Below are 12,128 nucleotides of genomic sequence, written 5' to 3' on the forward strand. Positions count from 1 at the left end.
AGGCTGTTGCGTTTATCAAACGCAGTTTGATGCAGCAGGTGAACGCGGAGAGCTTGCCTCGAAGCTGGCCATTGCCATACCCGAGGGCATGAAAGCGCCCTTTTTATTCTCACTTTTAAAAAGTGAGAATAATGAAGTAGAGAAGCTGTAATCTGCACCATTAATTATCATGATATAGACTTAGAATTATGTTATTTACCACATTTATAGATGTGGTAAATATTTATCATTTTTATCTGACTTAAATAAAAATAAATATCTTTTTGAAATATAAGTGTTTTTATGTTTTTATAAATTAGCCCTATCTCTTTATATTTTTAGTATAATAAGCATCCAAATTTGTAGGGTTATTTATGAAGTGTCGTTTAGGCTGTGGTGCTTGCTGTATTGCGCCGTCAATTAGTTCCGCTATTCCTGGTATGCCTAATGGTAAACCTGCGGGGATGCGTTGCATTAATTTATCTGATGATAATTTGTGTTTGATATTTGGTGCAGCTGATCGACCTGATGTTTGCAGTGATTTTGATGCGACAATTGATGTTTGTGGTAAAACTAATCAACAAGCTTTGATATTGATAACTGAGCTAGAACAGTTAACTAATTAGGTGATGAAATGCAATTAACCCAATACACAGATTTTAGTCTAAGAACTTTGGTTTATTTGGCTATCCAACCTGAACGTGAGACGCTTTGTCGAATAGCTGAAATTACCGAGGTTTTTGGTCTTTCTTCAAACCATGTTTCTAAATTTATTCATCATTTAGGTAAGCTTGGTTATCTGCAGACTGTGCGTGGTAAGAATGGTGGATTTAAATTAGCCGTAAAACCAGTAGATATTAATATTGGTAAAGTGGTTAGGCAGTTAGAAAATACATTGCAACCGATTGATTGTGGTCTTGGACCTTGTGTTTTTTTACCTGCATGTAAACTAAAAGGTGCTTTAGGCGAGGCCGTTAATGCTTATTTAGCAGTATTAGATAAGTATTCATTGGATGATATAATTACTAATAAATCTGACTTACGGGCCTGTATCGCAACTATTCCTACTGTGGTGGAATTACTTTAGTTATTACTTTTCAACCATATAATGGCCGAGTTAACTAAATAATCATCTTCAATATTAGCGCTAGTTTCTGTGGAAATTAGCGTTTCTGTCTCTAGGTCTACTTGACCTATATTCACTTTGATATCTGGCTCTATGCCTATTTTATGGATATTACTCCCACTGGGCGTATTGTATTTGGCAATAGTCAGCTTAATTGCGTTGCCATCAATAAGGGTGGGGATAAGACTTTGCACTGTGCCTTTTCCAAAGCTTTTTTGTCCAAGAAGTTTGGCTCTATTGTTTTCTTGCAGTGCTGCGGCTAGTACTTCAGCCGCGGATGCTGAACCTTGATTGATTAATACGATCATTGGCGTATTAGCATAAAGTGTGTCTTTTGATGCAAAATACTCTGAGTTGGCGTCATATATTCTGCCTTCGGTTGAGACTATTCGACCATTATCGAGGAACAGATCCGCAATACTAATGGCTTGATCAAGTAGTCCGCCTGGATTATTACGTAGATCTAAAATAATGCCTTTAATTGGTTGCTGTTGCCATAATTTCAGTTGAGCCGATATTTCATCATGCGAACTCTCTTGAAAGCTTGTTAGCTTTAAATAGGCGATATCATCAATCAGTTGTGCTTTCATTGAATCAACAATGATCTTTGCTGGCGTGAGTGCTAGGTTAACGGGCTCGATTTGTCCTTTTCTATCTAGCGTTAAATTAATTGTTTGTTTGGTTTGACCGTGAAGTCTAATAAGGGCTAGCACTTCAGTGAGATTATCTGCTGTAATCTCTGCATCATTGAGTTTGATGATGTGATCACCAGATTTAATATTCGCTGCTGCTGCTGGTGAGTTTGGATATGGTGCGACGACAGTAATTAACCCATCATTGGTATCGATCTCTAAGCCAAAACCAAAGTATTCTCCTTTGTTGCTTTGTTGCAGATCGAGTAATTGGTCGGGGGCTAAAAAGGTTGAGTAGGGATCTAATTCGGTGAAGATCCCTTTGATAGCGGCTTGAATCAGTTGTTGTTCGCTAACTTGGTCAACATAATAAGTTTCAATGGTCTCTAAAATATCAAGCAGGAGTGGGTAGCTGTATTCGGCTTCGGTTGTACGGGTATTTTCTTGGCTTGCTAATGTGATAGACAAACCAAGGGTAATACCCACAAAAATACAACTTAGGTAACCTACATACTGCCTCATACTCACTCCTGTACATGATGAGGGCTAGGGATTATCGGCAATATTTTGCTGGATTAATTGCCTGTCCCTTGTGCCTTACCTCAAAGTATAGACCAGCTTGGCTTTGACCACCTGAGCGACCAACTAGTGCGATTGCTTGACCTTTACTTACTGTGTCTCCGGCTGATTTTAACAATGCTTGAGCATGTCCATATAAGCTCATATAGCCTTTACCGTGATCTATAACTATTACCATACCAAAGCCTCTAAGCCAATCAGCATAAATGACTTTTCCGCCTGCAATAGCTCGAATATTATTGCCTTCTGGCGCTGAAATTACGACGCCTTTCCATGTTACGACGCCTGAACGTTGACTACCAAACTTATGGGTAATGTGGCCTTTAGTTGGCCAGTTTAATCGTCCTCTATCACGAGCAAGTCCATCCATTGCAGGTGAATGTTTCATTGCTTTTAAAGCAGCATCAATAACGTGTTTTAGTGATGCTTCTTCTATCTGCAGTTGTTCTAGCTGAGCACCCTTGCTGGTTAGTGTTCGTTGCAGTTCTTGTAATGTTTGTTGGCGTTGTTGTTGTTCAGCAGTGAGCTGTTCAGCTTGCTCTTGCTGATCTAGCATTAACTTATTCAGTTTATCTTTTTGGGCAATTTGTTGCTGCTCAACACTGTCTAATTCAGTTTGGGTTTGCTTTAAATTATCAATCGCATCAATTCGCGCTTTATTTAAGTATTGGTAATAAGCTAAGAGTCGCTCAATCGTTGCTGGGTTTTGTTGATTGAGGATCATCTTTGTGTAGTCATGATTACCGGTTAAATAGGCACTCGCAAGCTGTTTAGATAGTGTTTCTTGTTGAGCCTGTTTTTGTTGTTCAAGCTGACCTTGTTGTTGCTCTAACTCACTAATTTTCTTATCGGCTTGAGCCAGTTCTATTTTAGTTTTATTTACTTTTTTGGCGACACTTGCAACTGCTTTTTCATCACGTCTTAATAACGATTGCAGTTTTTCTCGTTGTTTACTGGTTTGGCGTAAATCAAGTTGTTGGGCTGAGATTTGGTGCTGAATTGTTTTTAATTCAGACTGACGACGTTGTAAATCATTAGCATGCGCTGCTGATGAAAGGATAAGAAAGCCAGCAATAATGCTGGCTTTTAGTAAAAAGTGCGAGCTCACGTAAAATATTACTCTTTTAAGTCTATTAAAGGGCGACCTGTCATTTCTGCAGGAATTGTCTCACCCATCAAGCTTAACATGGTTGGAGCTAAATCACTTAAACGACCGTTAGCTTTAATTTCAGCATTGCGGCCCACATAGATTAAAGGCACTAATTCACAAGTATGTGCGGTATGCGCTTGGCCAGTAGTTTCATCAATCATTTGCTCAGCATTACCATGATCTGCGGTAATTAAACATTCGCCGCCCACTGATTTTAGTGCTGAAACGACACGTCCAATACAATGATCGACTGCTTCACATGCTTGAACTGCTGCGTCAAAGTCTCCTGTATGACCAACCATGTCACCGTTTGGATAATTACAGATGATGACATCATATTGAGTAGATTCAATTGCTTCAACTAGTTTATCTGTTAGTTCAGTTGAACTCATTTCGGGCTGTAGATCATAAGTGGCGACTTTAGGAGAGTTAATTAAAATGCGATCTTCGCCATCGAATACTTGCTCTTTACCGCCGTTAAAGAAGAAAGTCACGTGAGCATACTTTTCTGTTTCTGAAATGCGTAGCTGCGTTTTACCACGTTGCTGAAGCACTTCGCCTAAGGTATTTACTAACTCGTGTGACGGATAGGCAATAGGCGCAGGAATATTGGCTGCATATTCAGTCAACATGACAAATTCATTATTTTTAATGACCTTACGAGCAAAACCATCAAATTCAGGCTCAACAAAGCAACGGGTGATTTGGCGAGCACGGTCAGCTCTAAAGTTCATAAAAATTAATGCATCACTGTCATTAAGCTGGGCTGTACTACCATCGGCTAGATAGATGCTTGAGGCTTTGACAAACTCATCATTTTCATTACGGTCATATGCAGCCGCTAATGCTTCTACTGCATTAGTATATTGGTATTGTGAAATCCCCTGACTGATTAAATCGTATGCCTGTTCAACACGATCCCAGCGATTATCACGGTCCATGGCATAGTATCGACCAATGATTGAAACCGTTTGACCTACTTTAAGCTCATTAAATAGTGCATCAAAATGTGCAAGGCTGGCTTTAGCACTTCTTGGTGGGGTATCACGACCATCAAGGAATGCATGTAAATAAATTTTGCTCACTCCTTTTTTAGCCGCTAAACGGCACATCGCTTCAATATGTGCTTCATGACTATGTACGCCACCAGGAGAAAGTAGGCCCATCACATGTACTGCGCCATCATGGTTGAGCGCATGTTCAATAGCATCATTGAGTGCAGGATTATGATCAAATTCGCCATCTTCAATGGCTTTACCAATACGGGTTAATTCTTGATAAACAATGCGACCTGAACCGATATTGATGTGACCGACTTCGGAGTTGCCCATTTGGCCATCAGGTAAACCTACGTCTAAACCCGAGCCAGAAATAAGAGTATGAGGGTATTGTTGGTTGAGTTGATCTAATACTGGGGTATTTGCATGGAAAATCGCGTTCTTGGTTGTGCCTTCGCGGTGACCCCAACCATCGAGAATTAGCAGTGCTAACGGACGTTTACCTGTCTTCATGGTGGTACCTTTATAGAATTGAATGAATACTAAAAAAGAAATTGGTTAAATATTACTACGTATTCAATGCTGATAAAAAGATCTATAGACGATTATCATTATCGATTAACCATATTTAACGATTTTGATGGTTTGATTGAGTACAAGCCGTAATAGACATTAATTGAGCAGCTTTAAATCGATTCAAGCTGATGTTTGCTGTTTTAGGTTTGATTTGCACGAAATTTCTTAATATTTGCAGGTGAATATACTGAGTCTGTTGCTGCAATTCGCAATCGCAATGGGTATACTCAGCTTCCTATTTTTAGTTCGCCACATTGAGCAGGCAGTTAATTATGCAAGAGTATATTGAGTTTTTTAAAGCCAACCCTATGTTAAGCCTGGCCTGGGTTGGTCTATTTGTTGCTGTAGTTGTTACTATGGTTAAATCTGGATTATCAAAGGTAAATAACGTTGATAATCAACAAGCAACACTACTAATGAATAAGCAAGACGCAAAAGTGATTGATGTGCGTTCAACTGAAGAATTCCGTAAAGGTCATATTGTTAATGCTGTAAGTGTTCCATTAGCAGATATTAAAAATAACCAAATCCCAAGCCTTGAAAAGTTCAAAACTAGCCCCATTATTACTGTATGTAATACTGGAATGACATCTACGCAAGCAGCTCAGCTGTTAAGTAAGTTAGGTTATGAGCAAGTAAGTAATCTAAAAGGTGGTATGGGTGAATGGCAAGCTGCCAATATGCCAGTAGTTAAGGGTAAAAAATAATAGAATTAGGGCTGTATCTTGTTTTTTTACAGGATTTTTGGGTACAGTATTACTCAAGCAATTGCGTTCTGACTGATTTAGCATTAACGCAAATGAGTCGAAACAAGATACACCTAAAGATATAAATTTAACGTTGAAACCACATAGGATAGGTAGGAAATTATGGCTGAAGTAGCAAATAACGAACAACAACAAGCCCCACAATTCAATATTCAACGCATCTTTACTAAAGATGTTTCATTTGAAACGCCTAACAGTCCTGCTGTTTTTCAAAAAGAATGGAATCCTGAAGTTAAATTAGATTTAGATACTCGCTCTAACAAACTTGCTGATGATGTTTTCGAAGTTGTGTTATCACTAACCGTTACCGCAACTAACGGTGAAGAAACTGCATTCCTATGTGAAGTACAACAAGCGGGTATTTTCGCAATTTCTGGTTTAACTGAGCCACAACTAGCGCATTCTTTAGGTGCTTATTGCCCTAACATCCTTTTCCCATATGCGCGTGAAACTGTTGGTAGCTTAGTATCTCGTGGTACTTTCCCACAGTTAAACCTTGCTCCAGTTAACTTTGATGCGTTATTTGCACAATACGTGCAACAGCGTGCTGAAGCTGCACCAGCAACAGAAGAAGCTGACGCTTAATAATGAATAATTCTGCCGAAATAACGGTATTAGGAGCAGGGTCTTATGGCACTGCTCTTGCTATCTCACTTGCTAGCAATGGTCATAAAACCCTGATTTGGGGACATGAACCTGAGCATATGGCTAATCTTGAGCGTGATCGTAGCAACGAAGATTTCTTACCGGGAATTAGTTTTCCTGATGAGTTGATTGTTGAAGCTGATTTAGCGAAAGCATTGAGCGCGAGTCGCAATGTGTTAGTCGTGGTGCCAAGTCATGTGTTTGGATTGGTGTTAGCACAAGCTAAACCGCTATTACGAGCTGATGCTCGTATTGTATGGGCAACCAAAGGGCTTGAGCCTGAAACGGGTCGCCTATTACAAGATGTGGCACGCGAAATACTGGGCGATCAATATCCATTAGCGGTATTGTCTGGCCCGACTTTCGCCAAAGAGCTTGCCGCTGGTTTACCTACTGCCATTTCGGTAGCAGGTACTGATCATGAGTTTACTCAAGACCTAGTTGAGTTATTGCATAGCCCTAAACGTTTACGTGTTTATGCTAATGATGACTTTATTGGTCTGCAGTTAGGTGGCGCAGTTAAGAATGTTATCGCTATTGGTGCGGGTATGTCAGACGGTATTGGCTTTGGTGCTAATGCTCGTACGGCATTAATTACTCGTGGCTTAGTTGAATTATCTCGCTTGGGCGAAGCCCTTGGCGCGCATGGTTCAACATTTATGGGGATGGCAGGCTTAGGTGACTTAGTGCTGACCTGTACCGATAACCAATCGCGCAATCGCCGTTTTGGTCTCGCATTAGGTCAAGGTCTTGATGTTGATACTGCGCAAGAGCAAATTGGTCAAGTTGTTGAAGGTTATCGCAATACCAAAGAAGTTTACACATTAGCTAAACGTCTTGGTGTCGAAATGCCGATTACTGAACAAATTTACCAAGTGCTATACCAAGGTAAATCACCGCAAGATGCGGCGGTTGAACTTCTCGGCAGAGAAAAGAAATCAGAGACGCCAAGCGTATAAAACTTGGGCGTGTCATTGAAAAAGGATGCTAAAATAGCATCCTTTTTTGTATTTATAAATACTACTATTTGTTTGGAGTAAGTTGTGCAACATAAAGATGTCATTATTATTGGCGCTGGAGCTGCAGGTTTAATGTGTGCGTTAACTGCGGGTTATCGTGGCGAGATGTGTTGCTGCTTGATAATGCTAAACAGATGGGTCGTAAAATTCTGATCAGTGGTGGTGGTCGTTGTAACTTTACCAATCAGAATATTGAAACAAATGCTTTCTTATGCGGTAATCGTCATTTTTGTAAGTCTGCATTAGCACGTTTTAGCCAGTGGGATTTTATTGCCATGGTTGAGCGTCATGGTATTGAATATCATGAAAAAACATTAGGTCAGTTGTTCTGTAATGAGTCGGCTAAAGAGATTGTCGATATGCTAAAAACAGAATGCGAATGGGCTGGGGTCAATATCCAACTGCGAACTGAAATTGTGTCGATTACGGCTAATGACGCAGGTTACCTATTACAGACATCGGCTGGCGATTATCAATGCCAATCATTGGTCATCGCAACTGGCGGTTTATCTATGCCAAAGCTGGGAGCCACACCATTTGGTTATAAAGTTGCTGAGCAGTTTGGCTTAGCGGTTAAACCAACAAGTGCAGCATTAGTACCATTTACATTACATCAAGCAGATAAAGATAAGTTTGAGCAATTAGCGGGTATTGCTTTACCCGTTATTGCTACTGCTGAGAGCGGTCAAAGTTTTAAAGAGGCTATGTTATTTACTCACCGTGGTTTAAGTGGCCCAGCTGTGTTGCAGATCTCTTCATACTGGCGTGCAGGGCAAAAGGTGAGCTTTAACTTACTGCCAGAAACAGATTTTATTGCTTGGTTAACGGCGACAACCGCTGAATCACCAAAGCTTTCTTTTAAAAATGCATTAAGCCGAATTTTGCCAAAACGATTAGTGGAAGTATTGATTGAGCATGGCGAATTACCTGAAAAGAATTTGAATCAACTTGGTAAAGGTGAAATCAGCCAAATTGAGCAATATCTCACTTATTGGCAAATTGCACCTAACGGTACTGAAGGCTATCGAACTGCAGAAGTGACCTTAGGCGGGGTTGATACCGACGAGCTATCTTCTAAAACCATGGAAGCTAAAAAACAGCCGGGCTTATACTTTGTGGGTGAAGTGATGGATGTTTCTGGTTGGCTTGGCGGTTATAACTTCCAATGGGCATGGTCGAGTGGCTATGCTGCCGGTGAAGTGGCTTAATCCATAAAAATATTATTATGTGAGTAAAGCTAGTGCGTGCACTGGCTTTATTTTTATCAATTTAGGTCATTATTGATGGGTTATTTATCTGCCATTACGCTGTTGTGGGCATTCTCATTTAGTTTGATTGGGGTTTACCTTGCTGGTCAAGTGGATGCTTGGTTTTCAGTATTAACCCGAGTAGTTCTGGCGGCATTGGTGTTTTTGCCGTTTATGCGTCTAAAGCATATTCATCTAAAACTTGCGCTTAAATTAATGCTGGTGGGAGCATTTCAATTAGGCTTAATGTACTGCTTCTATTACCAATCATTTTTATATTTGAGTGTGCCAGAAGTCTTATTATTTACTATCTTCACGCCCATTTATGTGACCCTCATTTATGATGGTCTGCATCGTCAGTTTTCACCTTGGTATCTACTCACTGCGGCTATTGCTGTGCTTGGCGCGGCTGTGATTAAGTTCGCTGAAATTAACCCGAATTTTATTATTGGTTTTGTCATAGTACAGGGGGCTAACCTCTGTTTTGCGATTGGCCAAGTGGGTTACAAACGCATCATGGAACAAGAGCAACAAGATCTGCCACAACACACTGTTTTTGGCTGGTTTTACCTCGGTGCTATTGCTGTGGCATTACCTATGTTCCTATTGTTTGGCGATACCTCAAAATTACCGACAACGTCTTTACAGTGGGGCATCTTATTTTACCTTGGCGTTGTGGCTTCAGGTGTGGGTTATTTTATTTGGAATAAAGGTGCCACATTAGTTAATGCTGGCGCATTAGCGATTATGAATAATGCCTTGGTGCCAGCAGGCCTAATCGTCAATATTGTGATTTGGAATCGAGATGTTGATTATCCACGCTTAATCTTAGGCGGACTAATTATCATATTGGCATTATGGCTCAATCAAACTTGGGTTAAGCGCAAAGTTGAGGCGCAGCGTGTAAATTGATTGGTTGTTTAATATTAATTGTTAGCTAGCTCACATTTTTTTATGAACGAACACATTCAAACTGTATAAGCTCGTTTACACTTGTATCAATCGTGATGCAAGTGTAGGTGAAGTTAGGTGTATAGCGAACAATTGATGATGTTGCTGGCGGTTTTTGAACGGGCAGCATTAATGCTGATGACCTTGTTTTTACTGACGCGAACGCCACTGTTTCAGCATATCGTTAAAAAATCTCGGCGGCGGCCACAAGAGACCGCCATGATCTCGGTGTTATTTATTCTTTTTGCGGTGTTTAGTACTTACACCGGCATTAAAGTTGATGGTTCGCTCGTTAACGTGCGGATTATCGCGATTTTATCGGGCGGGATTATATTTGGCCTTGGGTGGGGATCTGCGGGGATTATCTCAGGTTTACATCGTTATTTAATCGATATGGATGGCCCCACCTCGTTAGCTTGTTTGATTACCAGTACTAGCGCGGGTTTACTTGCTACTCTTATTCATTATCGCTGCCGCAAACAAGACTATGTTCGGTTTGGTATTCTTGCGGGCATGTTTTGCGAAATGCTGACCATGTTATTGATCGTATTGCTATCGGAAAACAAACCGCAAGCTTATGAAATTGTGGCTGATATTAGTTTTCCTATGGTGCTTGGGACACTCAGTATTGGTTTAATCATCAAGTTAGTGCAAGACTTGGATGATGAGAAAGAAACCATTGCCGCGCGCCAAGCTAAATTGGCGTTAGATATCGCCAACAAAACCCTGCCTTATTTCAGACAAAGTAATCGCGAGTCTCTCACTAAAGTGTGCAGTATCATTCGGCAAGATACTGACGCTGATGCCGTTTCTATTACCGATACTAAAGCCGTTTTAGCCTATGTTGGTGTGGGACAAGAAAACTATCTTGATTCATCGCATAAAATCAGCGCCATGACCCAGCAAGCGGTATCGACTGGCGAGCAGATCATCAGTAATAACCTTAACGTTCATCAATTTCATTCTTTGTTGATTATTCCATTGCGGGAGAATGGTGAGGTCAGTGGCACGTTAAAGATCTTCTATTGTCAGCCGCATCGTATTCGCGCCTCATTACGAGAGATGGCAATTGGTTTATCGCAATTGATTTCGACTCAGTTAGAAGTTTCAAGAGTTGAACAATTACGGGCAATGGCAAGTAAAGCAGAATTTTCAGCACTACAAAGCAAAATTAACCCTCACTTTTTGTTTAATGCCCTTAATGCCATCTCAACCTTAGTACGGATAAAACCGGATCAAGCGCGGCAACTGATTGCTAATTTGGCAGACTTTCTTCGTTATAACCTTGAGCGTGATGAAGAGCTTATCGATATCCAAGAGGAGTTACAGCAAGTTCGAGATTATGTTGCGATTGAACAAGCTCGTTTTGGGGTCAAGTTAAGTGTGGATTTTGATGTTGATGATGTTCACGTCAATATTCCCGGTTTATTGATTCAGCCTTTAGTTGAAAATGCGATCATTCACGGTATTCAACGGTCTCCTGGGGCGGGTAAAGTGACCATTGCCGTCAAGCGTGAAGTTGACCGTGTACGGATTACCATTACCGATACGGGGCGGGGATTAGTGAACAAGTGATACAGCAGTTACATCAAGGCAAGATGGGCAACAACCATATAGGGTTAATGAACGTGCAGCAAAGACTGACCATGCTCTACGGTGAGGGATTGCATATTACACGTTTAGAGAAAGGCACTGAAATGATGTTCTATGTCAGTTAATGGGGATAACCATGAGTTTAAAAGCACTAATTGTTGAAGATGAATATCTGGCGCGTGAAGAGTTAAGTTATCTGATTGCGACCCATAGTGATATTGAAGTCGTTGCAGCCTTTGAGGATGGTTTAGAGGCATTTAAATACTTGCAAACCCATAAGGTCGATATTGTTTTTTTAGATATCCAAATTCCATCAATTGATGGCATGTTATTGGCTCGCAATATTCATCAGTTTGCGGATAAACCGCATATTGTGTTTACCACTGCATATAAAGAGTTTGCGGTTGATGCATTTGAGCTTGAAGCATTTGATTATCTATTAAAGCCTATTAGCGAACCGCGAATGCAAGGACTGCTACATAAGTTAGCGTCGACATTAGCGCCTGTGCAAGTTGCTGAGCCGACAGTCTGTTTACCTAAAACCATTAATTTAAGCAAAGATGGCCGTATCCGAATTACTGCTATTAATGATATTTATTATGCTGTTGCGCGTGAAAAAAGCACCGATGTGTATTTGCGCGATGGTGTTTATAGTGTGCCATTTACAATTAGCGAGTTAATGACCCGCTTACCTGCTGCACAGTTTTATCGTTGTCATCGTTCTTACTGCGTCAACTTAACCAAAATTCAGGAAATCACTCCTTGGATTAATAGCACTTATCAATTAACGCTGGTGGATGTAGGCGGTGAAATCCCAGTGAGCCGCAGTAATTTAAAAGAGTTTCGTGAGTTGATGCAGTTGTAAT

General features: G+C 40.6%; 12 protein-coding genes and 1 pseudogene. 10 read left to right on the plus strand and 3 right to left on the minus strand.

Annotated features, from left to right (window positions below; genetic code table 11):
* Positions 1–353: 353 nt before the first annotated feature.
* Positions 354–605, plus strand: a complete 252-nt coding sequence (locus JCM15074_RS17305; protein WP_025822822.1) for a YkgJ family cysteine cluster protein — start codon at positions 354–356, stop codon at positions 603–605.
* 8 nt (positions 606–613) lie between these two features.
* Positions 614–1,066, plus strand: a complete 453-nt coding sequence (locus tag JCM15074_RS17310; RefSeq protein ID WP_025822824.1) for an Rrf2 family transcriptional regulator — start codon at positions 614–616, stop codon at positions 1,064–1,066.
* Here JCM15074_RS17310 and JCM15074_RS17315 read toward each other — a convergent pair.
* From JCM15074_RS17315 to gpmM, 3 genes are read right to left on the minus strand one after another with little or no spacing between them, the layout of a single operon-like run.
* Complete coding sequence (locus JCM15074_RS17315; protein ID WP_025822826.1) at positions 1,063–2,259, minus strand: S41 family peptidase; 1,197 nt, start codon at positions 2,257–2,259, stop codon at positions 1,063–1,065. The two genes, JCM15074_RS17310 and JCM15074_RS17315, sit on opposite strands and share 4 nt — an antisense overlap.
* 31 nt (positions 2,260–2,290) lie before the next feature.
* Positions 2,291–3,424, minus strand: a complete 1,134-nt coding sequence (locus JCM15074_RS17320; RefSeq protein ID WP_025822828.1) for a murein hydrolase activator EnvC family protein — start codon at positions 3,422–3,424, stop codon at positions 2,291–2,293.
* A gap of 8 nt (positions 3,425–3,432) precedes the next feature.
* On the minus strand, positions 3,433–4,977 hold the full coding sequence (gene gpmM / locus JCM15074_RS17325; protein WP_025822830.1) for a 2,3-bisphosphoglycerate-independent phosphoglycerate mutase: 1,545 nt from the start codon (positions 4,975–4,977) through the stop codon (positions 3,433–3,435).
* A gap of 335 nt (positions 4,978–5,312) precedes the next feature.
* On the opposite strand from gpmM, the gene JCM15074_RS17330 reads away from it, so the two are divergent.
* From JCM15074_RS17330 to JCM15074_RS17360, 8 genes and pseudogenes are all read left to right on the plus strand, one after another.
* Complete coding sequence (locus JCM15074_RS17330; RefSeq protein WP_025822832.1) at positions 5,313–5,747, plus strand: rhodanese-like domain-containing protein; 435 nt, start codon at positions 5,313–5,315, stop codon at positions 5,745–5,747.
* A gap of 162 nt (positions 5,748–5,909) precedes the next feature.
* Positions 5,910–6,392 carry a protein-export chaperone SecB gene (secB, locus tag JCM15074_RS17335; protein ID WP_025822834.1) on the plus strand — a complete coding sequence of 161 codons (483 nt, stop codon included), beginning with the start codon at positions 5,910–5,912 and terminating at the stop codon, positions 6,390–6,392.
* 2 nt (positions 6,393–6,394) lie between these two features.
* Positions 6,395–7,411: an NAD(P)H-dependent glycerol-3-phosphate dehydrogenase gene (gene gpsA, locus JCM15074_RS17340; protein WP_025822836.1), complete on the plus strand. Its 1,017-nt coding sequence runs from the start codon at positions 6,395–6,397 to the stop codon at positions 7,409–7,411.
* Positions 7,412–7,495: 84 nt separating this feature from the next.
* A pseudogene (locus tag JCM15074_RS22840) lies at positions 7,496–8,679 on the plus strand (BaiN/RdsA family NAD(P)/FAD-dependent oxidoreductase).
* Positions 8,680–8,754: 75 nt separating this feature from the next.
* Entirely contained in the window at positions 8,755–9,630 is an 876-nt protein-coding gene (locus tag JCM15074_RS17350) for a carboxylate/amino acid/amine transporter (protein WP_025822838.1), read from the plus strand.
* Positions 9,631–9,747: 117 nt separating this feature from the next.
* Entirely contained in the window at positions 9,748–11,244 is a 1,497-nt protein-coding gene (locus tag JCM15074_RS22845) for a LytS/YhcK type 5TM receptor domain-containing protein (protein WP_304621833.1), read from the plus strand.
* Positions 11,241–11,387, plus strand: coding sequence for an ATP-binding protein (locus tag JCM15074_RS25425; protein WP_304621834.1), 147 nt, complete (start codon positions 11,241–11,243; stop codon positions 11,385–11,387). Before JCM15074_RS22845 ends, JCM15074_RS25425 begins: the two co-directional genes overlap by 4 nt.
* An 11-nt stretch (positions 11,388–11,398) precedes the next feature.
* Positions 11,399–12,127: a LytR/AlgR family response regulator transcription factor gene (locus tag JCM15074_RS17360; protein ID WP_037469932.1), complete on the plus strand. Its 729-nt coding sequence runs from the start codon at positions 11,399–11,401 to the stop codon at positions 12,125–12,127.
* Position 12,128: the final 1 nt, after the last annotated feature.

The sequence above is a fragment of the Shewanella marina JCM 15074 genome (assembly GCF_000614975.1).
Classification (GTDB): domain Bacteria; phylum Pseudomonadota; class Gammaproteobacteria; order Enterobacterales; family Shewanellaceae; genus Shewanella; species Shewanella marina.